Here is a 26,325-nt window from a genome sequence, read left to right on the forward strand (position 1 = left end):
GCACCCGCCGCGCGCATCCGAGGGACCGGCGACCTAGAAGCCGTTGTCCTGGGCCATGTTGCTGAAGCGCGAGTAGTGCCCCTGGAACGCCAGCACGATGTCCTTGGTGGGGCCGTTGCGGTGCTTGGCCACGATGACGTCGGCCTCCCCCTCGCGCTCGGCGTCGCCGCGGTCGCGGTGCAGCAGGATGACGACGTCGGCGTCCTGCTCGATCGAGCCCGACTCACGCAGGTCCGACATCTGGGGCCGCTTGTCGGTGCGCTGCTCGGGGCCACGGTTCAGCTGGCTGATGGCGATGACCGGCACCTCGAGCTCCTTGGCCAGCAGCTTCAGGGCCCGCGAGAACTCGGCGACCTCCTGCTGGCGCGACTCGACCTTCTTGCCGCTGGTCATCAGCTGCAGGTAGTCGATGACGATGAGCTTGAGGTTGTGCTGCTGCTTGAGCCGGCGCGCCTTGGCCCGGATCTCCATCAGCGACATGTTCGGGCTGTCGTCGATGAACAGCGGGGCGTTGGAGATCTTGCCCATGATCCGCGCCAGCTTGGTCCACTGTTCCTGGTTCTTCAGGCCGCGACGCAGGTCCTGGAGCTGGATGGTGGCCTCGGCCGACAGGATGCGCATGGTGATCTCGGTGCGGCTCATCTCGAGCGAGAACACCGCCGCCGCCATGTTGTGCTTGATGGCCGCCGCCCGCACGATGTCGATCCCGAGCGTGGAGTTGTGCGTCGGGACCATCGTGCGGCCCGCGAGGTAGAGGTGGTCGGCGTTGTCGACCTCGACGCAGCGCACCGGCACCGGCTCGACCGGACGCACGTCGACGATGAAGCGGGAGTCGCGTCGTTGGAACCGGCGACCGCGCAGCTCCTTGTGCCGGATGACCTTGCGAGTCAGCCGGAAGACATCCTCGTCGGCCGAGAACGTCAGGGTGAACGCCGTGGAACTGGACTCCGTACGCCCTCGTACGGTCCTGGTGGAGATCCCGTACCGGTAGCCCAGCCCCGACACGAGCTCGCAGACGTCGTCACGCAGCCGCGCACTGGTGGTGGTGAACTGCACACATCCGGTCGCCGTCACCGTGCCGTCGGTGTCGAGCAGCCCGGCCAGCAGGGCTCTGCGCTGCGTCTCGGACGCCCGCTGGTACGCACCGGGGATGTGCTTGTCGCCCAGCACGCCCACCGAGCGGAGAAGCCCCACGACCGTCCCGTGGTCGCTACGACAGGCCTGGCACCGTCGCAACCCCGTACACAGGGCGCCACAGTCCGGGCAGCGGGGCTCGAGCTGCTCGGTCCCCTTGGCCCTCCCCCCGCACGACCGCCCGCACGTCTTGACCTGGCTCGTGCGCGGCACGAACTCGTCACCGCACACCACGCAGTGACGCGGCGTCACCGGTGCTTCCGGCAGCCTCAAGGAGTACCGCATGGGCGAAGAGGTCGGGGTGACCGTGAGCCCCTCGGCCTCCAGGTACATGACGATCTCGGCGTCGGCGGTCGTGATCTGCGCCGCGGCGGAGGTGCCGTCGCCGAGCCAGGCACCGAGAACGTACGGCGCGAGGGGCAGGTCGACCTCCGGCCCCACCAGGGGCTGCGCGAGGCGCACGCTGTGGTTGAGCCGGGCCTCCGCAGTCGGCGTCCGCAGAGTCGCCGCGATCTCCTCGGTCGTGCGCACCGCCGCGAACGTCCCTTGATGGCGCATCCGGTTGCGGCCGGCACGGGCGGCCTGCGCCGAGCGCCGCGAGGACCGGGTGTCGGTGAGCCACTGGTGCTGGGCGTCGGCCACCACGACCGTCCCGTCGGAGAACTCGACCTCGAAGCAGGGGCGTCCCACCATGACCTCGGTGGCGGCCACCACGGTCGTCACGTGGCCGTCAGCACCGAACAGCCGGTCCCCGACCGCGACCTCGCCCATGGTCGTCCATCCGTCGGGGGTCGGCAGAGGGGTGTCGAGAGCCAGCGCCTTGCCGACGGCCGGGCGCGCCGCGACGACGATCATCTGGCCCGGGTGCAGCCCGTGGGTGAGCTCGTCGAGCTCGATGAAGCCGGTGGGCACGCCGATGAGGTCGTCGGTGCGCCCCGAGGCGGCCTCGATCTCCTCCATCGTCTCGTTGAGCAGCTCGCCGAGCACGTGGTAGTCCTCGCCGCCGCGCTGCTCGGCCACGCCGTAGACCTCGGCCTGGGCGCGGTTGACGATGTCGGCGATGTCGCCCTCGCCCTGCGCGTAGCCCATCTGCACGATGCGGGTGCCGGCCTCGACCAGGCGCCGCAGCACCGCGCGCTCGTGCACGATCTCGGCGTAGTAGCCCGCGTTGGCGGCCGTGGGGACCGACTGGATGAGCTGGTGCAGGTACGCCTGGCCGCCGACCCGCACCAGGTCGCCGCGCTTGCCGAGCTCGTCGGCGACGGTGATGGCGTCGGCCGGCTCACCGCGCCCGAACAGGTCGAGGATGGCGTCGAAGATCGCCTCGTGCGCCGGCCGGTAGAAGTCGTGGGCCTTGCACTCCTCGAGGCAGTCGGCGATGGCGTCCTTGTCGAGGAGCATCGAGCCCAGCACCGACTGCTCGGCGTGCAGGTCCTGCGGGGGGACGCGGTCGTCCGGGGCTCGCTCGGACCCGGTGTAGCCGGTGCCCAGCTCGGCGATGCTCACGCGCCCAACCCCTCTCGATGTCCACCGGATGACCCGGACCGCCGGACCCGGACCTGCTCGACCGGACGGGACCAAGACCACCAGAGAGGTCCGACACCGACCCCGACCGGGGCCTGCCGAGTCACCGTAGGACGGCGACGCCGCCCCCTCAAAGTCGAGGCGCGCACATCGTCCGAACGGCTGGGGACAAGCGGTGGATGACCTGTGGAGAACCGCCGGGCACGTTGTGCACCGACGGTGGGCAACCCTGTGGACAACCGCCGAGGGCCGGCCCTGACAACGTCCTGACCTGCAGGTTCGTCGTCCACGGGGTGTGCACGTGAGAAAGTCCCGGGCGTGTCGCCATCCACAGGCGTGGCGCCCCGTCGGGGGGCCGAACGGCGGCTCGCGGCTCAGCCGGTGCGGCCGTAGCGCTCCGCCGCGCGGGCCCGGGCCTTGGTCGCCTCGACCTCGCGGTCCTTGGGCGGCGCGGCCGTGACGAGGGCGTCGAGCAGCCGCTGGGTGACCTCGGCGACCTCCTCGACGGCCCGGGCGAAGGCCTCAGCGTTGGCCTGCGAGGGGCGCGTGGCGCCGCTGACCTTGCGCACGTACTGCAGGGCCGCGGCCGCCACCTCCTCGCTGGTCGCGGGCGGCTCGAAGTTGTGGAGCTGGCGGATGTTGCGGCACATGCCTCCACGGTAGGTCGGCCGTGCACCCCGAGGAAGTGCCGACGCACCCCCGGCCGGCCGGGAGCATGATGAGCCCATGCGCACCGTCGGCACGGACGAGCTCGGTCGGCACCTGGCCGCCCTCCCGGGGCGTCCCCGGGTCGTGGTCTCCGGCAACGTCGCGGTGCCGTGGGAGGTGGTGCGGCTGCTCGACGCCCACTGCGAGAGCTACGTCCTGCACGCCCTCAACGCGCCCGCCGGCATCCCCGACCGCCCCGGGGTGACCGCCGAGACATGCTTCGTCGGGCCCGGGATGCGCCGGCACAGCGACCTCTCGTACGTGCCCAGCCGGCTGTCGATGGTGCCGGTGCTCTACCGCGGCCCGCTCGCCCCGGACGTCGTGGTCGTGCACTGCGCCCCGCCCCGCGACGGGATGCTCTCGCTCGGCATCGAGGTCAACGTCCTGCCCGCGGCCGTGGAGGCCTGCCGGGCCCGCTCGGGCCTGGTGGTGGCGGTGGTCAACGAGGCGATGCCCTACACCGGCGGCGACGCCCTCCTGGACGTGACCGCCGTCGACCTGGCCGTCGAGGTGACCGCCCCGCTGCCCAGCCTCGCGCCCCCCGCGCCCGACGACGACAGCCGCCTCATCGGCGAGCGGGTCGCGAGCCGGGTCGGCGACGGCGCCACGCTGCAGGCCGGCATCGGCAGCATCCCGGACGCCACGATCGCGGCGCTGGCCGAGCGCCGGGGCCTGCGGGTGTGGACCGAGATGTTCTCCGACGGGGTCGTCGCGCTCGACCGGGCCGGCGCCCTCGACCCCGACCACCCCCTCATCACCTCGTTCCTGTTCGGCTCCGACGAGCTCTACGCCTGGGCCGACGGCAACCCGCGGGTGCGCATGACGCGTACCGAGACCACCAACGACCCCGCCCTCATCGCCCGGCAGCGCGCGATGACCTCGGTCAACAGCGCCCTGGAGGTCGACCTCTTCGGCCAGGCCAACGCCTCGCGGATCGACGCGCGCATCCATTCCGGCTTCGGCGGCCAGACCGACTTCGTCGTCGGCGCCCTGCACTCCCCCGGCGGCCAGGCGTTCATCGCCCTGCGGTCCTGGCACCCCAAGGCCGACTGCTCGACCGTGGTCCCGCTGCTCGACGAGCCGGTCACCAGCGTGCAGCAGAGCGCCGTCGTCACCGAGCAGGGGATCGCCGAGCTCTACGGCCACGACCAGCGCGCCCAGTGCCGCCACCTCATCCGCGACGCCGCCCACCCCCGCGTGCGCGACGAGCTGTGGGAGGAGGCCCGCGCCCTCGGCCTGGCCTGACCGACCCGACCCTCAGAAGGTGGCGCCGACGACCATCCAGCGATCGGTGTGCACCCGCAGCCACATCAGCGTGGCGCGCACGGCCATGAAGGTGGTGAAGGCCAGCCAGAGCCAGGTCAGGGCGTCGCCGGTGCCCTGCCGACCCCCGTCGCCCAGCAGCCAGTCGCCCGCCAGGTGCACGGCCAGGGCCACCGGCAGGTAGAGGGCGAGGTTGACCAGCATGGCGCGCGCCAGCCAGGGCCCGTCGCCGGCGCCGATCAGCACGCCGTCGACCACGAAGACGTACCCCGAGAGCGGCTGCCCGAGCGCGACGACCAGCAGCGCCGTGTCGATGGCCGCCTGCACCTCGGGGTCGGAGGTGAACAGCGGGCCCACGAAGGGGCGCACCAGCAGGAGCAGCACGCCCAGCACGACGCCGCCGAGCACGCCCCAGCGCACCATCAGCCGGGTCGCGGCGCGGGTCGTCACCAGGTCGCCCGCGCCCAGGGCCCGCCCGGTGATGGCCTGCGCGGCGATGGCCAGGGCGTCGAGCGCGAAGGTGAGGAAGGACCACACCGTGGCCGACACCTGGTAGGCCGCCAGCGGCACGTCGCCCAGGCCCGCGGCCACCCAGGTCGTGAGGAGGAGGACACCGCGCAGCGCCAGGGTGCGCACCAGCAGGGGCACGCCACCGCGGGCGGCGACCAGGACCCGGCCGGGATGCGCGCGCAGCGGCACCCGCGCACGCCGCGCCTCGCGGACCAGGACGGCGGCGAGCCCCGCCGCCATCGCGGTCTGGGCGATGACGGTGCCCCAGGCCGACCCGGCGATGCCCCAGCCGAGGCCGTGGACGAACCAGATGTTGAGGGCCGCGTTGGCCGAGAAGCCGAGCACGGCCGCGACCAGCGGGGTGCGGGTGTCCTGGAGGCCGCGGAGCACGCCGGTGGTGGCCAGCACGACCAGCATCCCGGGCAGGCCCAGGGCCGAGACCCGCAGGTAGGTGACGGCCTCGTCGAGCACCCCCGGCGAGGCGCCGAAGACCCCGGCCAGGTCGCCGGCGAACAGCCCCACGAGCACCGCCGTGACGGCCCCCAGCCCGACCGCCAGCCAGGTGCCGTCGATGCCGGCCGACACAGCACCGGCCCGTGACCCGGCCCCCAGCCGGCGCGCGACGACGCTGGTGGTGCCGTAGGCGAGGAAGACGAAGACGTTGGCGGCGGTGAGCAGGACGGCGCTCGCGATGCCCAGCCCGGCCAGCGGCTCGACCCCGAGCCGGCCCACCACGGCCGAGTCGACCAGCAGGAACAGCGGCTCGGCGACCAGGGCGAGGAACGCCGGCCCGGCGAGGCGCACCACCTCGCGGTGGTGGCTCCCCGGCGCCTGGCTCACCCCCGCACTCTCTCGTGGATGGCCGCGGGACGGGGTGCGACGCACCGGGGGCGGACGCCCGGGGCCGCCCCCCCAATCAGGGCAGGACGGCGACCGCGGCCTCGCGCCGCGGGTCGCCGGCCGCCTGCAGCCGGCCGTCCTCGCGGCGGTAGGCGGCCCCGACCCCGCCGAAGTACATCGAGAGCGCGCCGTGGTCGTGGGCGGCCAGGCCGGCCGCGGCCACCGCCGCGCTGATGCCGGGGTCGGCCTCGTGCTCGACGACGGGCCGACCGTCGGGCTCGAAGCGCACGTGCAGGCGAGGCGCCTCGATGGCCGCGGCCAGGTCGGCGCCGTGCAGGCAGCCCTGGCCCAGCACCTGCATCAGGGCGGTGGTGATGCGGTCGGCTCCGGGCGAGCCCACGGCGATGACCCGCCCGTCGCGGGTGCGGCCGGTGGTGGGCGCCATGTTGGAGGCCAGCCGGGTGCCCGGGGCCAGCGCGTGCAGCCCGAGCCGGTTCAGCTCGGGCTCGCCGAGGGCGTTGTTGAGCAGCATCCCGGTGCCAGGCACCGTCACCCCGGCGCCGTAGCCGGCCGACATCGTGATCGCGCAGGCCAGCCCGTCGGCGTCGACGGCCGACACGTGCGCGGTCGACGCCGAGGTCGGCAGCCCCGCCAGCCCGTGCCGGTCGATGCCGGCCAGCAGCGCGTGGCCCGCGGCCTCGAGGTCGTCGGCCTCGTCGTGCACCTCGAGCCGGTAGCGCAGCACGGCCTCCTGGGCCCGGAGCACGTCGGGCCAGTCGTAGCCGCCGACCCGGGCCAGCTCGCCGAGCATCACCGCCAGCATCGGGCCGCCCACCGACGGCGGCGGGTTGACGGCCAGGTCCCAGTCGCCCACGACCCGCCGCAGTGGCGTGCGGACCACCGGGGCGTAGGCCGCGAGGTCGGCGTCGGTCACGAGGCCGCCGCGCGCCGCGAGGTCGGCCGCCATGGCCCGCCCCACCTCGCCGGTCGAGAGCACAGCCGCACCCTCGCGCCCCACGAGGTCGAGCAGGTCGGCGAGCGGGCCGTTGGTGGCGGTCTCGCCCACCGCCAGCGGGGCGCCGCCGGGGCCGGTGACCACGGTGTGCGCCTCGGGGTCGGCGCCGAAGAGGGAGTGCGCGACGAAGCCGAGGTAGCGGGCGGCCGCCCCGCCCACGCGGTACCCGTCCCGGCAGGCGCGGGCGGCGGGTGCCACGACGTCGGCCCACGACGCGACGCCGTGCCGGGTGACGGCGTCCTCGCACGCGAGTGCCGCGCCCGGGGTGGCCACCGAGCCGGGGCCGACGTGCATGGTGACGCCGCCCCCGTACTCGGTGAAGACCTCGCGCACCCCGCCGCCGAAGGCCTCCGGCGCCAGGCCGCGGCCGGGCATCTCGACGTTGCCGTCGACGACCTCCGGCTCCTCGCCGGCGGCCCAGACCGCCACGTAGGCGCCCCCACCCAGCGAGACGATGCCGGGCTCGGTGGCCATCGCCGCGAGCGCGGCGGCCACGGCCACGTCGACCGCGTTCCCGCCCGCCCGCGCGACCTCGCGGCCGGCCGCCAACGAGACCGGGCCGGTCGCCGCCAGCGCCACCTCACCCATGTCTGCGCATCCTGCCACCGGGGCCGGCGATCGGTGTGCCCGGTGGCCACGTCGCCCGGTAGCGTTGCGAGGCATGACCCTGCCCCCGCTCGCCGTCGTCGCCGGCACCGGGTTCTACGACCTCGACGCGCTCGAGGGCCCCACCGAGGAGACCGTCGAGACCGCCTGGGGCGCCGCCCGGGTCGTGCGCGGGCACTGGCACGGCCTGCCCGTGGTGTTCCTCACCCGGCACGGTGCCGGCCACTCGGTGCCGCCCCACCTCGTAAACTACCGGGCGAACATCCGGGCCCTGGCCGACCTCGGCGTCGAGGACGTCGTCGCCGTCAACGTCACCGGCTCGATCGACCCCGACCTCGCGCCCGGCGACCTCGTCTGCCTCGACGACTTCCTCGACCTCACCCGCCAGCGCCCGCTGACCTTCTTCGACGGCTCGGGCCCGGAAGGCGTCGTGCACACCGACGTCAGTGCCCCCTACGACACCGGCCTCCGCCGCGAGATCCTCGAGGCGGCGGCCGCCGTCGGGCAGCCGATGCGCGACGGCGGGGTGTACGCGGCCTTCGAGGGCCCGCGCTTCGAGACCGCCGCCGAGATCCGCCTCGCCCGACTGGCCGGCGGCACCGTGGCCGGGATGACGGGCGTACCCGAGGTGACCCTGGCCCTCGAGGCCGGGCTGCGCTACGCGGCCGTGTCCCTGGTGGTCAACCCCGCCACCGGGGTCGGGCCCTCCGACGAGCCCATCACCATGGACGAGATCGAGGTGGTGCTGGCCCGCAGCCGCGCCGCCGTCCTGGCCGTGCTCGACGAGCTGGTCCACACCCGGGCGACCTTCGCCACCGATGACGCCGACCAGCCCGAGGAGCCCGCGTGAGGACCGTCGTCATCCAGGACGTCTCGTACCTGCTCACCGTCGACGAGCACGACACCGTGCTCACCGACGTCACCGTCGTCGTGCAGGACGGCCTCATCACCGCGGTCGGCGACCGCGAGGGGCCGCAGCCGGCCCCGCATCCCACCGCGGGCGCGACGCCCGACGAGACGGTCGTCATCGGCGGCCGCGGCCGCCTGCTGCTGCCGGGCCTGGTCAACCTGCACACCCACCTGCCGATGACGCTGCTGCGCGGGCTGGCCGAGGACGTCGACCTCCAGGCCTTCCTGACCCGGGTCTGGGCGGCCGAGGGGGCCGTGATGGACCCCGGCACCGTCGAGCTCGGCGCCACCCTCGGGGCGCTCGAGTCGCTCCTCGGCGGCTGCACGACCCAGCTCGACATGTACTTCCACCACGAGGCCGCCCACCGCGGCGCGGTCGCCGCCGGCAGCCGGCACGTCATCGGGCCGGTCTTCATGGACGGCCCCGGCCCCGACGGCCTCGCCTGGGACGAGCGCCTGACGCTGCTGCGGGCCTGGCGTACCGCCCTGCTCGAGATCGGCGGCCCCGAGGTGCCGCTGGCCGCGATGCCGCACGCCACCTACACCTGCTCGCCGGAGCACCTGGCCGAGGTGGTCGCCACCCTGCGCGAGACCTGTGCGCAGCCGACCCCCGGCGCGGCCCCGGTGAGGCCGGTGCTGACGACGCACGTGTCCGAGAACGCCGCCGAGAACGCCGACGTGCTGGCCCGCCACGGCGCCACGCCCACGGCCGTCCTCGACGGCGCGGGTTGGCTCACCGGCGACATCCCCTTCGTGGCCGGGCACGGGGTGCACCTGAGCCCCGACGACCTCTCCCTCCTCGCCGCGGCGGACGCGACGGTGGCCCACTGCGCCGGCTCGAACCAGAAGCTCGCCAGCGGCGCCCTCCCCTGGGAGCAGGTGCGCGACGCCGGCGTGCGGCTCGGCATCGGCACCGACGGCTGCTCGAGCTCGAACGACCTCGACATGTGGCAGGCGATGCGCCAGGCCGCGCTGCTGGCCCGCCTCACCAGCGGCCGCCCCGACGTCGCGAGTGCGCACGACGTGCTGCGCGCCGCCACCATCGAGGGGGCCCGGGCCTTGGGCCTCGACCACCTCATCGGCTCGGTCGAGCCCGGCAAGCGGGCCGACCTGGTGCTGCTCGACCTCGGGAAGCCGCACCTCACCCCGGTGCACGACGTCGCCGCGCTGCTGGTCTTCGCGGCCGGGCGGGCCGACGTCACCGACGTCCTGGTCGACGGCGAGGTCGTGGTCCGCGACGGCGTCAGCACCCGCCTCGACACCGCCGACCTGCTGGCCCGCGCCCGCGACCGCGGCGCCACGGCGGCCCGCGCGGCGGCCGAGGCGTCATGACCCAGGTCCCCGAGATCGAGCCCCCCGACGAGAGCGCCGAGGAGGTCATCGAGCGCCTCGGCATGGTGCCCATCCCGGAGGAGGGCGCCTGGTACGTCGCCGGCCCGCGCACCCAGGCCCTCAACGGCATCACGGTGCTGCTCACGAACCGCCCCGACGGCTTCTCGGCCATGCACCGGCTCGCGATCGACGAGGGCTGGCAGTGGCTCGGCGGGGCGCCGGCCGCGCTGCTGCGGCTGCGGCCCGGGGGCTCCGGGGTGCTCAACTACCTCGGCGCCGAGCACGCGCAGATCCTGGTCCGCAAGGGCACCTGGATGGGCGCGACGACGCTCGGCCACTGGACCCTGCTGTCGTGCTGGTGCGCCCCGGCCTTCCGCCCCGAGCACTTCGAGCTCGGCGAGCGCCGGGCGCTGGTCGAGGAGTACCCGCAGTTCACGACCGAGATCGAGACCCTGACCCGCGAGGAACCCGTCGGGCGGATGCGATGAGGCGCCTCCGGTGACCGCGCTGGTCACCGGCGCCAGCGGCGGCCTCGGGCGGGGGGTGGCACGGGCCCTGGCCGTCGCCGGGCACGACGTGGCGGTCCACTACCGCGGCGACGCCGACGGGGCCGCGGCCGCCGTGGCCGAGGTGGAGGCCGCCGGCGGCCGCGCCGTGGCCCTGCACGCCGACCTCGACGTGGCTCTCGACGACCCCAGCGGCCTCGACGCCCGCTGCGCCGACCTGCTCGACCGCTGCGAGGCGGCGCTCGGCCCCCCCGACGTGGTCGTGCTCAACGCCTTCCCCCAGCACCACGTGGCCTGGGACGACCTCGACGCCGCCGCCTGGGACGCCTACCACCGAGCCGGGCTGCGCCCCACCGCCGTGCTGCTCCGGCAGGCCGCCGCCCGGATGGGCGCGGGCGGCGCCGCGGTGCTCGTCGGCTCCATCGAGGGGCTGCGGGCGATGCCCACCCACGCCCCCTACGCCGTGGCCAAGGCCGCCCTGCACCACCTGGTGGGGGCGGCGGCCACCGAGCTCGGCCCCCGCGGGGTGCGCGTCGTCGGGGTGGCGCCCGGCCTCGTCGAGCGCGACGGGCTGGAGGCGGCCTGGCCCGAGGGCGTCGCCCGCTACCGCGCCGCGTCGGCCCTCGGGCGCCCGGTCACGGCCGACGAGGTGGCGACCACGATCGCGTTCCTGACCTCAGCGGATGCCTCCGGTATCACGGGCACCACCGTCACCGTCGACGCCGGGTGGTCCGCCGGGCCCGGCTGGTAGGCGACGGGCGACCCGTCGGTAACGACCGCGCAACGAAGCCGTGGCGTGTGCGGTGGGAGGCCGAACTGGTCGTAGGATCCGCAGGTCTGACCCGACCTCCCGAAGGATCCTCCATGAAGTCCACGCGTTACCTCGTCGCGGTCCCCGCGGCGCTCGCCCTGGCCCTCGCGGGCTGCGGCGGCAGCACCGGCACCTCCGGCGGCGGCTCCACCGCCTCCGGCTCCGGCTCCGCCGGCGCTGCCGGCGCCCCGACCGACGACTCGAAGTGCGCGGACCCCGCCGTGTTCTGCGTCGGCCTCGTCACCGACACCGGCAAGGTCGACGACAAGTCGTTCAACCAGTCGGCCCACGAGGGTGCGATGGCCGCCGCCAAGGACGAGGGCGGCTTCTACAAGTACATCGAGACCCAGGACGCCAAGGACTACGCGGCGAACATCTCGCAGTTCACCAACAAGAAGTACGACGTCATCGTCACCGTGGGCTTCCTCATGGCCGACGCCACCACCGCGGCCGCCACGGCCAACCCCGACACCAAGTTCATCGGGGTCGACCAGGGCTACGACGCCACCAAGGTCACCGCCAAGAACGTGACCGGGCTGGTCTTCCCCGAGGACCAGGCGGGCTACGGCGCCGGCTACCTCGCGGGCCTGATGACCAAGACCAACAAGCTCGGCCAGGTCCTGGGTCTCGAGATCCCGCCGGTGCAGAAGTACGCCAAGGGCTTCGAGGCCGGCGCCAAGGCCGCCAACCCCAAGGTCACCGTCGCCACGGTCTACCACCCCGCCGCCGACAACGCCTTCAACGACCCGGTATGGGGCGCGGGCGAGGCCAAGAAGATGCTCGCCCAGAAGGCCGACATCATCTTCGGCGCCGGCGGCAACACCGGCAACGGCGCGCTCCAGGAGATCGCCAAGGCCTCCGGCGCGGGCACCGACGTGTTCTGCATCGGCGTCGACACCGACCAGTGGGACACCGTCCCCGCGGCCCAGCCGTGCCTCATCACCTCGGCCGAGAAGCTCATCAGCCAGGGCGTCACCGACACCGTCAAGACCGCCAAGGCGGGCGACTTCGAGGGTCTGCAGACCCTCGGCAAGGCGGGCCTGTCGCCGTTCCACGACTTCGACAGCAAGATCCCGGCCGACGTCAAGGCCAAGGTCGCCGACGTCGTCAAGCAGATGGAGGCGGGCACGCTGAAGACCGGCGTGACCCTCTGACGTCGCTCAGCGGTCACCGCGCGTGACCACCCGTCCCGAGGGGGCGAGCATCCCGACCCGGATGCCCGCCCCCTCGGCACGTCCCCGCCGGTGACCGGGCCGCGGCGAACGGCAGAACCTGCCCAGACGGCCGCCGCGGATCCGGTACCCCCGCACTTCCGCCCGCGTCCGGCTCAGGTCAGACTGTGGGCACCCCGAGTCATTGGAGACCCATGTCCGAGACCAGCACGGCAGCGCCGCCGTCGCCGCCCGCGGAGCCCGCGCCCCGCGAGCCGCGCGACCGTGGCGGCCTGCTCGCCTACCTCATCGGCCACCAGAGCGGCGTGGTCATCCTCGTCGCGCTCGTCATCTCGCTCCTCGTGGGGGCCGCGCTGATCCGCTACCAGGGCGTCAACCCCTGGTTCGCGTACGAGACGCTGGTCCGCGAGGCGCTGGTGACCCCCGGCGCGTTCACCCGCACGCTGCAGAAGACCGCGCCGCTGGTCCTCACCGGGCTGGCCGTCGTCCTGCCGCTGCGGCTCGGGCTGTTCAACATCGGAGGCCAGGGCCAGTTCGCCATGGGCGCCGTGATGGGCGCCTGGGTGGCCTACGTGGCCGGGGGTACCGGGTTCCTGGGCGCCCTGCTCGGGATGCTCGTCGGCATCGTCTTCGGTGCCCTGGTCGGGCTCCTCGTGGGGGTGCTCAAGGCCTACCGCGGCGTGCACGAGGTGATCTCGACGATCATGCTCAACTACATCATCGCGGGCATCACGTTCTGGCTGGTCGTCGGCCCGCTGCAGGGCGAGTCGTCCAAGACCAGCGGCATCCCGCAGACCGAGCCCATCCCCGAGGCCGCCCAGCTGGGCGCGCTCGGCGGCGTCCCCATCGGGTTCGCCATCGCCGTCGTGCTGGCCGTGGCCGGCTGGTGGATGCTCTCGCGCACCACCCTCGGCTTCCGGTTCAACACCGTCGGGGCCAACAAGAGCGCGGCCGGGTACGCCGGCATCCCGATCAACAGGGTCGTCGTGCTGTCGATGATGCTCGGGGCCGGCCTGGCCGGCCTCGGCGGGGCCCTCGAGGCCGAGGGCACGCTGCACCGCTTCGAGCCCGCCATCGTCGGCACCCTCGGCTTCGACGGCATCACCATCGCGCTGCTCGCGCGGGCCAACCCCCTCGCGACCATCCCGGCCGCGTTCCTGGTCGGCGTCCTGCGCACCGGCGCGGCGGGCCTGCAGTTCAACACCGGCATCGCGCCCGAGATCGTCGACCTGCTGCTCGCCATCATCCTGCTCATGGTCTCGATCCCGGTCCTGGGCCGGTGGCTGTTCCGCAGCCGGGCGGCCAAGACGAGCGTCGCCACCACGAGCTGGGGGAGCTGACATGGGCACCTGGGTCGCCAAGAACCGCACCACCCTGGTCGTGGCCGCCGTCGTGCTGGTCGCCGCCTACGTCTTCTACTACGCCAAGAACGACATCGCGCCGTCGATGTACGGCGCCGCGTGGGGCTACGCCATCCCGCTCGTGCTGGCGGCCCTGGTGGGCGTCATCGGCGAGCGCTCGGGCGTGGTCAACATCGGCATCGAGGGCCAGATGCTGCTGGCGGCCTTCGCGGGCTTCTTCAGCGCCGCGGCCACCGGCTCGATGGCCGTCGGCATCCTGGCCGGCATCGGCACCGGCCTGCTCGCGGGCGGCTTCCTGGCCTGGACCACCGTCCGCTGGCGGATGGACCAGATCATCGCCGGGGTGGTGCTCAACATCATCGCCACCGGCCTGACCTCGTTCTACCTGGTGTCGGGCAAGACCCTCCCGGGGGTCATCCCCAACATCGAGGTGCCGCTGCTGTCGCAGATCCCGCTCATCGGCGACACCTTCTTCAGCGGCCGCAGCGCCATCGCCCTGGTCGCGATCATCGCCGCCGTCGTCGTGCACGTCGGGCTGTTCCACACCCGCTGGGGCCTGCGCACCCGGTCCGTGGGCGAGTACCCGTCGGCGGCCGACACCGCCGGCATCAACGTCGAGCGCCTGCGGCTGGTCAACGTCACCCTGGCCGGCTCGCTGGCCGGCCTGGCCGGGGTGTACCTCTCGATGGACGCGTCGAGCTCGTTCGAGCGCGGGATGACCGCCGGGCGCGGCTTCCTGGCGCTGGCGATCATGATCATGGGGGCGTGGCGACCGCTGCGGGCCGTGGCGATGGCCCTGTTCTTCGGGTTCGTCAACGCCGTCGCCTCGCAGCTGCAGCAGACCGGGGGCTTCGACGTCCCGCCGCAGCTCACCGGCACCCTGCCCTACGTCGCGACCCTCGTCGTCCTGGCCCTGGCCGCCGGTCGGGTGCGGGGGCCGGCCGCCGCCGGGCAGCCCTACGTGAAGAAGGACCAGTGATGAGCGACCCGACGCCCACCGAGGGCACCCCGCGGCCGGTCGGCCACGACACCTCCCAGGAGCACCTGGCCTCGGTCGTCACGAACGAGGCCATCCTCGGGCTGCCGCCCGAGCAGTCCGGCTTCGGCGAGGGCAACGTCGGCGAGGTCCTGCTCGACGTCCAGGGGCTCAGCAAGAGCTTCGGCGCGGTGCACGCCAACCGCGACATCAGCCTGTCGGTGCGCCGCGGCGAGATCGTGGCCCTGCTCGGCGAGAACGGCGCCGGCAAGTCGACCCTGGTGAACCAGATCTTCGGGCTCATCACCCCCGACTCCGGCACCGTGTCGGTCAAGGGCGACACCGCGCCCATCAAGGACCCGCGCGACGCCATCCGCCGCGGCATCGGCATGGTGCACCAGCACTTCCAGCTGGTACCCGTCATGACGGTGGCCGAGAACATGATGCTGGGCCACGAGTCCACCCGCGGGGGTGGCTTCCTCGACGTCGACTCGGCGCGCACGATGGTGCGCGAGCTGTCGGCCCGGTTCGGGCTGGCCGTCGACCCCGACGCCGTGGTCGAGGACCTGCCGGTCGGCACCCAGCAGCGCGTCGAGATCCTCAAGGCGCTCTCGCGCAAGGTCGACCTGCTCATCCTCGACGAGCCCACCGCGGTGCTCACCCCCCAGGAGACCGACGAGCTGCTCGGCGTCATGCGGGAGCTGGCCGACTCGGGCACGTCCATCGTCTTCATCACCCACAAGCTGCGCGAGGTGCTGGCCGTTGCCGACCGCGTCTACGTGCTGCGCCAGGGCGCCGTCGTGGGCGAGGTCGCCACCGCGGCCACCGACGCGCGGGGGCTCGCGACGATGATGGTCGGCCGCGAGGTGGTCCTCTCGATCGACAAGGCCACCGCCACCCCGGGCGCGCCGGTGCTCGAGATCGAGGACCTGCACGTGCAGGACGACCGCGGCCTCGTGGCCGTCAACGGCTTCAGCCTCACCGTGCGCGCGGGCGAGATCGTCGGCGTCGCCGGGGTCGAGGGCAACGGGCAGCGCGAGCTGGTCGAGGCCCTGGCCGGGATGCGCAAGGTCGTCTCGGGCACGATGCGCCTCGGCGACCTCGACCTGACCACCGCCGACCCGCACCGCACCCACCACGCGGGCGTGGGCCACATCCCCGAGGACCGCGAGAAGCACGGCATCGTCAGCTCATACTCCATCGCCGACAACCTCGTGCTCAACGAGTACGACCAGGAGCCGTTCGCGCGCGGGGGCGTGCGACAGTTCGACGCCATCCGCGAGAACGCCGAGACCCTGCGCGAGGAGTTCGACATCCGCTCCTCGGGGGTGATGCAGACGGCCGGCTCGCTCTCGGGCGGCAACAAGCAGAAGGTCGTCGTGGCCCGGGAGATGGCGTTCAAGCCCCGCCTGCTGATGGCGGCCCAGCCCACCCGGGGCGTCGACGTGGGGTCGATCGAGTTCATCCACCGCCGGATCGTCGAGGCCCGCGACGCCGGCGCCGCGGTGCTGCTGGTCTCGGCCGAGCTCGACGAGGTGCTCTCGCTCGCGGACCGCATCGCCGTCGTGCACGGGGGCGCGGTCGTGGCCGAGATGGATGGCCGGGACGCCGACCGCACCGAGATCGGCCGCCTGATGGCCGGCGACCACTGACGCACGGGGAGGCGGAACACGCCGCAACCTACGGACTCGTAAGTTACGCCAACGTAGGTTACGCTCGGGTACATGAGTGCACCGAGCATCGACCGAGCGACCCCGTCCGCGGGCGCCACCCGGCCGCGCCTCGGGGCGCACACCGACGGCCCGCTCGGCGGCGTCGTCCGGGGCGCCCGCAAGCTGGCCGAGGCGCTCGCGACCCCCCTCGTCCCCGCCGACTACCTCGACCTCATCGACCCGATGCGCAGCGGCGCCGACCTGCGCGGGCGCATCGTCGAGGTCCGCCCCGAGACCGCCGACGCCGCCACCGTCGTCATCCGGCCCGGGCGCGGCTGGAGAGGGCACGTCCCCGGCCAGTACATCCGCATCGGCATCGACATCGGCGGCGTGCGCCACTGGCGCGCCTACAGCCTCACCCACCGCGCCGACGGCTCGCCGGCTGCGGGCATCCCGGCCGGCTGCATCGCCATCACCACCAAGGCCATCCCCGAGGGCAAGGTCAGCCGCCACCTCGTGCGCGAGGCCGGCCCCGGCACCCTGGTCATGCTCGACCAGGCGACCGGCGACTTCACCCTGCCCAGCCCGGCCCCGGCCAAGGTCCTCTTCCTGACCGCCGGCAGCGGTATCACCCCCGTCATGGGGATGCTGCGCAACCACCTCACCGAGCTGCGCGACGTGGCCCACGTGCACTGCGCGCCGAGCGAGCGTGACGTCATCTTCGCCGCCGAGCTCGCCGCCCACCATGAGAGCGGGCGGATGGCGCTGAGCCTGAACCTCGACGACGTGCACGGGATGCTCGAGCTCGACCGCCTCGATGCGCTGGTCCCCGACTGGCGCGAGCGCGAGACCTGGCTGTGCGGCCCGACCGCCCTGCTGGACGCCGCCGAGGCGCACTGGGCCGACGCCGGCATCCCCGAGCGCCTGCACGTCGAACGCTTCCGGCCCAGCGTGGTCGAGCCCGGCGAGGGCGGCACCGTCACCTTCGCGCGCAGCGGCCTGACCCTCGAGGCCGACGGCGCCACCCCCATCCTCGACGCCGGCGAGGGGGCCGGCATCCTGATGCCGAGCGGCTGCCGGATGGGCATCTGCTTCGGCTGTGTCCTGCCGATGCGCGCCGGCGCCATCCGCGACCTGCGCACCGGCGAGGTCACCGTGCACGAGTCCGACGAGCCGCTGCCCGTGCAGACCTGCGTCAACGCCGTCGCCGGCTCCTGCGAGATCGACATCTGACCCGCCCCTCGGTGCCTCCGTACGGATGCTCCGAACCGTGACCCCCCACCCCCAGCCCCCGAGACCCAGCCCAGCCCCCGCGAGCGACACGGAAGGACCCACCCTCATGACCCTCGCCCCCGAACGCCACGCCTCGACCAAGCCGCAGGGCATCAACCCGCGGCTGCGCGTCCAGAGCGACACCCCGCGCCCGCAGCGCCCGGCCCTGAAGAAGTCCGGGCGCCCGAACCCCGCGGCGCACCTGACCCCCGAGCAGATCGAGGGCATCGGCCACGAGCTCGACGCCCTGCGCAAGGAGGTCATGGACAGCCGCGGCGAGCGCGACGCCGCCTACATCCGCAAGGTCATCAAGACCCAGCGCTACCTCGAGATGGGCAGCCGCGCCGTCCTGCTCTTCTCGGGGGTCAAGGTCAAGGGCATCCGGCCCGCGTGGTGGCTCGGCACGGCCGGGCTGTCGGTGGCCAAGATCCTCGAGAACATGGAGATCGGCCACAACGTCATGCACGGCCAGTGGGACTGGATGCGTGACCCCAAGATCCACTCGACCGCGTGGGAGTGGGACAACGCCTCCCCGGCCAGCCAGTGGAAGCACAGCCACAACGAGATCCACCACACCTTCACCAACGTCCTCGGCCGCGACAACGACCTCGGCTACGGCATCCTGCGCGTCGACGAGGACCAGAAGTGGACCCTCTTCTCGCTGTTCCAGCCGATCTGGCACGTGGGCAACGCGCTGCTGTTCGAGTACTCGATCGCCGCCTACGACCTCGAGCTCGGCAAGTACGTCGCCACGAAGAACCGGATGACCGACGAGCAGAAGGCCGAGTTCCGCGCCAACCGCTCCGAGGTGCTGCAGAAGATCAAGCGCCAGGCGACCAAGGACTACCTGGTGCACCCCGCGATGTCGGCCGTCACCGGTTCGGCCCGCACCACGCTGACGGCCAACCTGGTCGCGAACCTGGTACGCAACGTGTGGACCAACACCGTCATCATCTGCGGGCACTTCCCGCCCGGCATCTCCACCTTCGAGAAGACCTCGATCGAGGGCGAGACCCGCGGCGAGTGGTACCTGCGCCAGATGCTGGGCTCGGGCAACATCAGCGGCTCCAAGGCCATGCACGTGATGACCGGCAACCTCAGCCACCAGATCGAGCACCACCTGTTCCCCGACATGCCGAGCAACCGGTACGCCCAGATCGCCCCGCGGATCCAGGACCTGATGGAGCGCCACGAGCTGCCCTACGTCACCGGCAGCCTCTGGAAGCAGGCCGCCTCGGTGTACTGGAAGGTCGTCGAGCTCTCGCTGCCGAACAAGGTCGAGGGCCGTCGCCGCCGCGACATCGTGCGCCTCGAGCTGAAGAAGGCCCAGCAGAAGCGCCGGCGCGCCCGCCGCTGACGCGAGACCGCCCTCCGCGCGACCGACCCGCCCCTCCCCCGGAGGGGCGGGTCCTTCGCGTTCGGGCCTCCTGACGGGCGGTGCCGTGTCATCGTGGGCGCGGATGAGGCGGGCAGGGCGCGTCGTCCCCCGCCCCCCGTACCCCCGGGCCGCCCCGCGGCCCACCCCGAAGGTGATCCCCGTGCTCCGAGACCTCCTCGCTCCTTCTGCCCGCGCCCTGGCGGTCGGGTCCGTCGTGGCGGCCGCGGTCGCCCTCGCCGCCCCCGCCGACGCGCGCCCGCTGCCGCGCCCGGGCGGCGTCGCCAAGGTGACGTGGGTGCAGCGGAGCACGACCACGACCACCAGCCCCGACGCGACCATGGCGCGCGAGGTGCTGACGCTGGTCAACGTCGAGCGTGCCAAGGCCGGCTGCCCCGCGGCGCACTGGGACACCCGCCTGGCCGAGGCCGCCCGCCTGCACAGCGTCGACATGGCCACGCGGAACTACTTCAGCCACACCTCGCTCGACGGCCGCTCGCCGTGGGACCGCATCCGGGCCCAGGGCTACCTGTACGGCTCGGCCGAGAACATCGCCGCCGGCCAGCCCTCGGCCTCGTCGGTCATGGCGGCCTGGATGAACAGCTCCGGGCACCGCGCCAACATCCTGGCCTGCGCCAACGTGGCGGTGGGCGTCGGCGTCGGCCGCGGCGGCAGCTACGGCATCTACTGGACCCAGGACTTCGGCCGGGTCTGAGCCGGTGGCGGCCCGGCATCGGGCCGCTCGTGGTCGCTCGGAGCACCCGGACCGCGTCGCCCGTAGCCTGCGGGGATGCTCGACCTCTTCGGCGGGACCCTCGTGGGCCTGGCCCTCATGGCAGTGGGCGCGGTTGTCATCGGGTACTCCAAGACCGCGCTCGGCGGACTGGCCGTCCTGGCCGTGGCCCTCTTCGCCTCGGTGCTGCCGGCGCGGCAGTCGACGGCCGCCATCCTGGCCGTCCTGATCGTCGGTGACCTCGTGGCGGTGTGGCACTACCGCCGCGACGCCGACTGGGCGCTGGTGCGGCGCCTGCTGCCGGCGGTGCTGCCCGGGCTGGCCCTGGGCTCGCTGTTCCTGGCCCACGTCGGTGACCAGACGCTGCGCCGCTCGATCGGTGGCGTGCTGCTCGTGCTGCTCGGGCTCCAGCTGTGGTCGCGGCGGCGCCGGGCCGGCAGCGACGAAGGCGCCGCCGGGGCGGCCCGGGCCGCGGGCCATCCGGCCGCCGCCTGGGCTGCCGGCAGCGCCGCCGGGTTCGCGACGATGACCGCCAACGCCGCGGGGCCGGTGATGACCCTCTACCTGTCGGCCGCCGGCATCGACAAGCGCCGCTTCCTCGGCACCAACGCCTGGTTCTTCCTGGTGGTCAACCTCGTGAAGGTGCCGTTCTCGATCGGGCTCGGCCTGCTGCACGGCGCCGACGTCGCCCGGGCCGGCCTGCTGGCCCCGCTGGTCGTGCTCGGCGGGGTGGTGGGGTCCGCCACCGTGGCCCGGATCAGCCAGCGCGGGTTCGACGTGGCGGTGCTCCTCACCTCGGCTGTTGCGGCCGTCGCGCTGCTCGTCGGCTAGGTTCGGGCTGATGGAGTCGCCGCGGTTCGTCGTCGTCGGGGGCGGGCCGGCCGCTGCCGGGGCCGCCCGCCGCTTCGCCGAGGCCGGGGCCTCGGTCGCCGTGCTGACCGCCGAGCCGCGCGGACCCTACGACCGCACCGTGCTGTCGAAGGACGTCCTCCTCGACCCCGGCGCCGACATCCCCTCGCTCCTGCCGCCGGGCGCCCCGTGGCTCGAGCTCATCTTCGTGCGCCCGCGCACCCTGGTCGAGGCGATCGACCCTGCCGCCGGGGTGCTCACCACCGACGACGGCACGACGTGGGCGTTCGAGGCGCTGGTCCTGGCCACCGGGGCCGAGCCGCGCCGGCTCGTGGTGCCCGGCGCCGACGGCCCGGGCGTGCTGACCCTGCGCGACGCCGCCGATGCCGCCGCGCTCACCGCCGCGCTCGGCACCGCCGGGCGCCTCGTGGTGGTCGGCGGTGGCGTCATCGGGCTCGAGGTGGCCGCGGCCGCGGTGGCACGCGGCGTCGCGGTCGAGGTCGTCGAGGCCGCCGACCGGCTGCTGCCCCGTGGGGTGCCGGCGCCGGTGGCCGCGTGGCTGGCCCGGCGGCACGAGGCCGCCGGCGTGGTCGTCCGCACCGGCGTCACCGTGCAGGAGGTGCGCCGCGACGCGGGGCGGGTCACGGGGGTGCACCTGTCGGACGGGTCCGTGGTGACCGCCGACGCGGTCGTGGCCGGCGTCGGGGTGGCACCGCGTACGGCCCTGGCCGTGGCGGCCGGCCTCACCGTCGACGACGGGGTGGTGGTCGACGCCGCCATGCGCACCTCGCACCCGGCGGTGCTCGCGGCCGGCGACGTGGTGCGGATGCGGGCCGCGGGCGGGGGCCGCGGCGAGCGCCTCGAGTCCTACACGGCGGCCGGCCGCCAGGGTGCGGTCGCCGCGGCGACGGCGCTGGGCCTCGACGACCCCTTCGACGACGTCCCCTGGTCGTGGTCGGACCAGGGCGACGCGTCGATGCAGTCGATGGGGGTGGCGCCGGCCGGCGCCACCGAGGTGCTGGTCGGCGACGCCGACGCGCCGGTGGTGCTGTCGCTCGACGCTACGGGCCGGCTGCGGGCCGTGTGCGGGGTGGCCACCGGCCCGGGGGTGGCGCGCCCGGTGCGGGCCGCGGCGGCCGCCATCGCCGCCGGGGCCGAGGTCGACCTGGACTCCGCCCGCGCGGCCGGGGGCGACCTGGCGGCGCTGGCGAGTGTCCTACGGGCGGCGGCCCGCAGCGGGGCGCCGCGTCGGTGACCGCGAGGGGCGCCGACCCGGTCAGGAGCCTCCCGTGGCCGGCCGCGGGCCGTCCGCGGCGCCTTCTGCGCCGGCGTCGGCCGCCGCTCGGCCGCCGAGCCGGGGCGGGATGTTCCAGGGCGTGACCACCTGGGGGGCCGAGCGCACGGTGGTCGGCGCGCCGGGCACGAGGCGGTGGGCCCGCAGCAGCTGGGTCAGGGCCGAGCGGAGGTCGGTACGCAGGTCGTGGTGCAGCACGGCGGTGATGGCCCCGGTGCGCAGGAGCGTGAGGTTGTCGGCGTCGAGGTCGTGGGCCACGAACGGCACGCCCTCGGCACCGGCCGCGGCGAGGGCCCGCACGACGCCGGTGTTGCCCCCACCCATGGAGTAGACACCGGCCACCGGCGCCCCGTGCTCGAGCGCGTTCGTGACGGCGCGCTCGGTGGCCTCGTCCTCGCCGCGCAGGTCCCCGACCAGGACCACGGCGAGGCCCGGGGCGGCCACCGCGAACCGCGCCTCGAAGGCTGCCAGCCGCTCGCGTTCGCCCCTGAACGTGCGGTGGCTGAGGGTGGCCAGCACGACGCCGGGGCGGCGCCCGGCCAGGTGCCCCAACAGGTAGGCCGCCGTCGCACCCGCGGCGGCGTTGTCGAGCCCCGCGTAGGCGACCCGCCCGCAGGAGGCGATGTCGGTGACCAGGGTGACCGTCGGGAGACCGCGGTCGAGGGCGCGCCGCACGGCGGCCCCCACGTGCTCGTCATCCGGCGCCTTGAGCAGGATGCCGTGGCTGACCCGCCCGCCCGACCCCAGCCCGTCCACCAGGTGGGCGAGCGCCCGCGGGGTGGCACCTTCCACGTCGTGGAAGCGGGCCCGCACCGTCGCCGCCCCCAGCATCCCCACCGCCTCCCGGGCCGCGTCGTGCACGGCGGCGCGGAAGCGCCCGGGGGCGTCGAGCACGACGTCGACCACCAGGGACCGGTGCGACAGGTGCACGGCGCTCGCCTGCCGGTCGAGCTCGGCCAGGGCCGTCTCCACGGCCCGCACCGCTCGCGCGCTCACGCCCGGGCGCGCGTGGAGGACCCGGTCGACCGTGGCCGTCGACAGCCCGGCCTGCTCCGCGACGTCGCGGACCCGGTGGCTGCGGCGGACCATGCCCCATCGTCGCGGGCCCGGGCGCGGCTGGCCAGAGACCGGACCGGCGCGTTGAGGTCTTTTTGATGGATCCGCGCCTCGCCACCGGCCCCGGACCGGCCCAGGCTGGAGCACGACGCACGCGCCGACCCGCGACGACGAGGAGCCCCCGTGACCAGCACGACCCACCGCACCCGTTCCGGCTACCTGAGCCCGCAGGACTGCGACCTCGACGACCTGCTGCGCGTCGTCGACGTCGGCACCGACCCGGCCGACTACCCGCACGCGGCGGGCGTGACCCAGGGGGTGCTGACCTACGACGCCGCGGCGGTGCGCGCGGCGACGACCGACGAGGACGGCCGGCGGGCGGTGCGCGCCGAGGTGGCCCGGGCCCTGGCCGACGGGCCCGGGATCGTGGTCTTCACCGCGGCGTTCGAGCCGGCGGTTGTCGACCGGGTCAGCGCCGTCTTCGAGCGCATCATCGCGCAGGAGAAGGCCCGGGGCGGACCGGCCGGCGACCACTTCGCCGCCCCCGGAGCCAACGAGCGGGTGTGGAACGCGCTGGAGAAGCTGGCGGTCGCCGACCCCGAGGCCTTCGTCGACTACTACGCGAACGACGTCCTCGCCCTGGCCGCCAGCGCGTGGCTGGGCCCGGGCTACCAGGTCACCAGCCAGGTCAACGTCGTGACGCCGGGCGGCGCCGGGCAGACCGTGCACCGCGACTACCACCTCGGCTTCCAGAGCCCCGAGGTCTCGGCCGCGTTCCCGGCCCACGTGCACCGCCTCTCGCCCGGGCTGACGCTGCAGGGCGCGGTGGCGCACTGCGACATGCCGGTCGAGTCCGGCCCCACCCTCTACCTCCCCCACTCGCAGAAGTACGAGCCCGGCTACCTCGCGTACTGGCTGCCCGCGTTCCAGGAGTACTTCGTCACCCACCACGTGCAGCTCCCGCTGGCCACGGGGGACGCCGCCTTCTTCAACCCCGCGCTCTTCCACGCGGCGGGCACGAACCGGACCACCTCCGTGCGGCGCATGGCCAACCTGCTGCAGGTGTCGTCGGCGTTCGGCCGGGCGATGGAGACCGTCGACCGCCGCCGCGTCGTCGAGGCCGTGTACCCGGCCCTGATGGAACGCCGCGCGGCCGGGATGGCGCCCGAGCGGGTGGCCGACGTCGTCGCCGCCGGCGCCGAGGGCTACGCCTTCCCGACCAACCTCGACCGTGACCAGCCGGTCGGCGGCCTGTCGCCGCGGACCCAGGCCGACGTGGTCCACCAGGCGATCACCGAGGGCGTGGGCCTGCCCGAGCTCCAGGAACGGCTGGCGGCGCAGGAGGCGCGCACCCGCAGCCACGGGGCCTGAGCGCGGGCGGCCCATCTCGACCAGCCGCCCGTCGCCCGTCGCCCGCCGTCAGCTGAGCGCGACGACCCGCCCCTCGTCGCGCTCCCGTCGCAGCGCCTGCAGCTGCTCACCGACGGTGTGGGCGCGGGTGCCGAGCCGCGCCATCGTCACCTCACCCGACATGCTGGTGTCGTACGGCACCGGAGCCGGGAGCCGGGCGTGCTCGGGCGGCGGCCCGACGTCGAGCAGCGAGGGGTCGAGGCCGAAGACGTCGCAGGTGGCGTGGGCGAGCTCGCGCCGGGTCACCGCGGTGGCCCCGGCGAAGTGCAGCACCCCGTCGACCTCCCGGTCGAAGGCCCGGCCCAGGAGCGCCCCGATCTCGCTGGAGGTGATCGGGGTGGCCACCGAGTTGATGGCGGCGTCCTCCCAGACCGTGAACCGCTCACCAGCGCGCAGGGCGTCGACGAGGGACAGCACGAAGTACCCGAACCCGACGTCCTGGGCGCGCGGCCCCGCGGGGCGGGTGCGGTGCACCCCCTGGACGCCGCCCACGCGGGCGACGAAACCCCTCCGGGCGCGTTCGAGCACGACCATCTCGGAGGCCGCCTTGAGCACCCCGTAGAAGTTGACCGGGTTGGGCGGCTCGTCCTCGGTGGCGAGGTGACCGGTCCCGTCGAGGACCCAGTCGGTCGAGACGTACCCGACGGTGCATCCCGTGGCGTTGGCGGCGTCGACGACCCGGCGGGTGAGCCCCACGTAGGCGTCGTGCGCCTCGCGCCGCTGCGCGTACATCCGCGCGAAGTCGTTGAGGATGGCCAGGTGGGCGACCCCGTCGCGGTCCTCGAGTGCGCCGGCGACCGAGCCGGTGTCCTGGAGGTCGACCCGGCGTGCGGGCCACGGGAACCCCGGCCCGGGGTCGCTGCGCACGAGGCACACGACGTCGTGGCCCTTCGCGGTCAGGACCGCGGCGACCGCACCGCCGACGAACCCGGTGGCACCGGTGACGGCGATGCGGGCGCGCGTCATCCGATCTCGTCGACCCGGACGGGCCGGCCCTCGCGGAGGGAGAGCCCGGCGGCCAGGGCGATCGCGGTGCAGGACCGCACCGCGTCGGTGCCGGAGGGCGAGTCACCGCCCCCGACGACGTAGTCGTGGAAGGCGACCCACTCGCGGCGGTAGGACTCGTGGTAGCGCTCGAGGAAGAACCACGGCAGCGGCTGCCCGATGGTGGCCTCCGCGGTACGGCGCCAGCCGGCGTGGCGGGACGGGTTGTCCGACACCGCGACACCACCCGAGCCGAAGGCCTCGATGCGCTGGTCGAAGCCGTAGACCGCCTCGCGGCTGTTGTCGATGGTGGTCAGGGTCCCGTCCTCGTGCACCAGCATCGTCACCGCCGTGTCGATGTCGCCGGCCTGGCCGATGAGCGGGTCGACCCGCACGGCACCGCGCGCGTACACCTCGACCACCGGGCTGGCGACGATGAACCCGGCCATGTCGAAGTCGTGGATGACCATGTCGAGGAACATGCCGCCACTGACGGCCACGTAGGCGGGCGGCGGCGGCGCGGGGTCGCGGCTGGTGATGCGCAGGACGTGCAGGTCGCCGACCTCACCCTTGCGGACGGCATCGCGCACCGACGCGTGGCCGGGGTCGAAGCGCCGGTTGAACCCCACCATGAAGGGGACCCCGGCGGCCTCGACGGCGGCCAGGGCCCGGTCGACCTCGGCCAGGCTCAGGCTCAGCGGCTTCTCGCAGAAGATGGCCTTGCCGGCGCGGGCCGCGGCGACGACCAGGTCGACGTGGGTGTCGGTGCTCGTGCAGATCGCGACCGTGTCGACGTCCGGCGACGCCAGCACCTCGTCGATGGACATCAGCGGCGCCCCCGTCGAGGCCGACACGGCGCGGGCCGCCTCGGGCACGGCGTCGGCGACACCCGCCACCGTGAAGCCGGGGGTGTCCGCCAGCAGACCCGCGTGGAGGCGGCCGATCCGGCCGCAGCCCAGCAGCCCGACGCGTCGTACCTCGGGCTCCGGGCCGGTCGGGACTCCGAATCCTGCATCTCGCGTACTCACGGTCG

At 74.2% G+C, this 26,325-nt stretch carries 22 protein-coding genes; 15 read left to right on the forward strand and 7 right to left on the reverse strand.

The window, feature by feature from the left end; genetic code table 11:
- Window positions 1–33 precede the first annotated feature (33 nt).
- Both dnaB and ATL31_RS13520 read right to left on the reverse strand, forming a co-directional pair.
- A complete protein-coding gene (gene dnaB, locus ATL31_RS13515) occupies window positions 34–2,640 on the reverse strand; it encodes a replicative DNA helicase (protein WP_101396228.1) in 2,607 nt (868 codons plus the stop codon).
- Window positions 2,641–3,032: 392 nt separating this feature from the next.
- Complete coding sequence (locus tag ATL31_RS13520) at window positions 3,033–3,308, reverse strand: DUF2277 domain-containing protein (RefSeq protein ID WP_101396229.1); 276 nt, start codon at window positions 3,306–3,308, stop codon at window positions 3,033–3,035.
- Between the two features lie 76 nt (window positions 3,309–3,384).
- On the opposite strand from ATL31_RS13520, the gene ATL31_RS13525 reads away from it, so the two are divergent.
- Window positions 3,385–4,611 (forward strand): acetyl-CoA hydrolase/transferase family protein, encoded by a 1,227-nt coding sequence (locus ATL31_RS13525; RefSeq protein WP_101396230.1) that lies wholly within the window; start codon window positions 3,385–3,387, stop codon window positions 4,609–4,611.
- 12 nt (window positions 4,612–4,623) lie between these two features.
- Here ATL31_RS13525 and ATL31_RS13530 read toward each other — a convergent pair whose 3' ends face one another.
- Together ATL31_RS13530 and ATL31_RS13535 are read right to left on the reverse strand one after the other, a co-directional pair.
- Window positions 4,624–5,979 (reverse strand): MATE family efflux transporter, encoded by a 1,356-nt coding sequence (locus tag ATL31_RS13530; RefSeq protein ID WP_245862448.1) that lies wholly within the window; start codon window positions 5,977–5,979, stop codon window positions 4,624–4,626.
- Window positions 5,980–6,055: 76 nt separating this feature from the next.
- On the reverse strand, window positions 6,056–7,582 hold the full coding sequence (locus ATL31_RS13535) for a gamma-glutamyltransferase (RefSeq protein ID WP_101396231.1): 1,527 nt from the start codon (window positions 7,580–7,582) through the stop codon (window positions 6,056–6,058).
- 73 nt (window positions 7,583–7,655) lie between these two features.
- On the opposite strand from ATL31_RS13535, the gene ATL31_RS13540 reads away from it, so the two are divergent.
- The 13 genes from ATL31_RS13540 (at window position 7,656) to ATL31_RS13600 (ending at window position 21,803) form a co-directional block, all read left to right on the forward strand.
- Window positions 7,656–8,450, forward strand: coding sequence for an S-methyl-5'-thioinosine phosphorylase (locus tag ATL31_RS13540; protein WP_101396232.1), 795 nt, complete (start codon window positions 7,656–7,658; stop codon window positions 8,448–8,450).
- A complete protein-coding gene (locus ATL31_RS13545) occupies window positions 8,447–9,841 on the forward strand; it encodes an amidohydrolase family protein (RefSeq protein WP_101396233.1) in 1,395 nt (464 codons plus the stop codon). Before ATL31_RS13540 ends, ATL31_RS13545 begins: the two co-directional genes overlap by 4 nt.
- Window positions 9,838–10,329, forward strand: a complete 492-nt coding sequence (locus tag ATL31_RS13550; protein ID WP_101396234.1) for a cupin domain-containing protein — start codon at window positions 9,838–9,840, stop codon at window positions 10,327–10,329. Before ATL31_RS13545 ends, ATL31_RS13550 begins: the two co-directional genes overlap by 4 nt.
- A gap of 10 nt (window positions 10,330–10,339) precedes the next feature.
- The gene (locus ATL31_RS13555) at window positions 10,340–11,098 is read left to right on the forward strand and encodes an SDR family NAD(P)-dependent oxidoreductase (protein WP_101396235.1); all 759 of its coding nucleotides are present in this window, start codon (window positions 10,340–10,342) and stop codon (window positions 11,096–11,098) included.
- Between the two features lie 113 nt (window positions 11,099–11,211).
- A complete protein-coding gene (locus tag ATL31_RS13560) occupies window positions 11,212–12,312 on the forward strand; it encodes a BMP family ABC transporter substrate-binding protein (protein WP_101396236.1) in 1,101 nt (366 codons plus the stop codon).
- A gap of 212 nt (window positions 12,313–12,524) precedes the next feature.
- A complete protein-coding gene (locus ATL31_RS13565) occupies window positions 12,525–13,670 on the forward strand; it encodes an ABC transporter permease (RefSeq protein WP_101396237.1) in 1,146 nt (381 codons plus the stop codon).
- Between the two features lies 1 nt (window position 13,671).
- Entirely contained in the window at window positions 13,672–14,670 is a 999-nt protein-coding gene (locus ATL31_RS13570) for an ABC transporter permease (RefSeq protein ID WP_101396238.1), read from the forward strand.
- Window positions 14,670–16,319, forward strand: a complete 1,650-nt coding sequence (locus ATL31_RS13575; RefSeq protein WP_101396239.1) for an ABC transporter ATP-binding protein — start codon at window positions 14,670–14,672, stop codon at window positions 16,317–16,319. Before ATL31_RS13570 ends, ATL31_RS13575 begins: the two co-directional genes overlap by 1 nt.
- A gap of 72 nt (window positions 16,320–16,391) precedes the next feature.
- Window positions 16,392–17,552 (forward strand): ferredoxin reductase, encoded by a 1,161-nt coding sequence (locus ATL31_RS13580; RefSeq protein ID WP_143598393.1) that lies wholly within the window; start codon window positions 16,392–16,394, stop codon window positions 17,550–17,552.
- A 106-nt stretch (window positions 17,553–17,658) separates the two neighbouring features.
- On the forward strand, window positions 17,659–18,948 hold the full coding sequence (locus ATL31_RS13585) for a fatty acid desaturase family protein (protein WP_101396240.1): 1,290 nt from the start codon (window positions 17,659–17,661) through the stop codon (window positions 18,946–18,948).
- Between the two features lie 181 nt (window positions 18,949–19,129).
- The gene (locus ATL31_RS13590; protein ID WP_245862450.1) at window positions 19,130–19,681 is read left to right on the forward strand and encodes a CAP domain-containing protein; all 552 of its coding nucleotides are present in this window, start codon (window positions 19,130–19,132) and stop codon (window positions 19,679–19,681) included.
- A 75-nt stretch (window positions 19,682–19,756) separates the two neighbouring features.
- A complete protein-coding gene (locus ATL31_RS13595) occupies window positions 19,757–20,530 on the forward strand; it encodes a sulfite exporter TauE/SafE family protein (protein ID WP_101396241.1) in 774 nt (257 codons plus the stop codon).
- 10 nt (window positions 20,531–20,540) lie between these two features.
- The gene (locus ATL31_RS13600; protein WP_101396242.1) at window positions 20,541–21,803 is read left to right on the forward strand and encodes an NAD(P)/FAD-dependent oxidoreductase; all 1,263 of its coding nucleotides are present in this window, start codon (window positions 20,541–20,543) and stop codon (window positions 21,801–21,803) included.
- A gap of 21 nt (window positions 21,804–21,824) precedes the next feature.
- Here ATL31_RS13600 and ATL31_RS13605 read toward each other — a convergent pair whose 3' ends face one another.
- Window positions 21,825–22,931 (reverse strand): LacI family DNA-binding transcriptional regulator, encoded by a 1,107-nt coding sequence (locus tag ATL31_RS13605; protein ID WP_101396243.1) that lies wholly within the window; start codon window positions 22,929–22,931, stop codon window positions 21,825–21,827.
- A 150-nt stretch (window positions 22,932–23,081) separates the two neighbouring features.
- On the opposite strand from ATL31_RS13605, the gene ATL31_RS13610 reads away from it, so the two are divergent.
- Window positions 23,082–24,269 (forward strand): phytanoyl-CoA dioxygenase family protein, encoded by a 1,188-nt coding sequence (locus ATL31_RS13610; protein WP_101396244.1) that lies wholly within the window; start codon window positions 23,082–23,084, stop codon window positions 24,267–24,269.
- A 48-nt stretch (window positions 24,270–24,317) separates the two neighbouring features.
- Here ATL31_RS13610 and ATL31_RS13615 read toward each other — a convergent pair whose 3' ends face one another.
- Window positions 24,318–25,274: an SDR family oxidoreductase gene (locus tag ATL31_RS13615; RefSeq protein WP_101396245.1), complete on the reverse strand. Its 957-nt coding sequence runs from the start codon at window positions 25,272–25,274 to the stop codon at window positions 24,318–24,320.
- Entirely contained in the window at window positions 25,271–26,320 is a 1,050-nt protein-coding gene (gene iolG / locus ATL31_RS13620; protein ID WP_101397657.1) for an inositol 2-dehydrogenase, read from the reverse strand. Before iolG ends, ATL31_RS13615 begins: the two co-directional genes overlap by 4 nt.
- Window positions 26,321–26,325: the final 5 nt, after the last annotated feature.

Source organism: Phycicoccus duodecadis, assembly GCF_002846495.1.
Taxonomy (GTDB): Bacteria; Actinomycetota; Actinomycetes; order Actinomycetales; family Dermatophilaceae; genus Phycicoccus; species Phycicoccus duodecadis.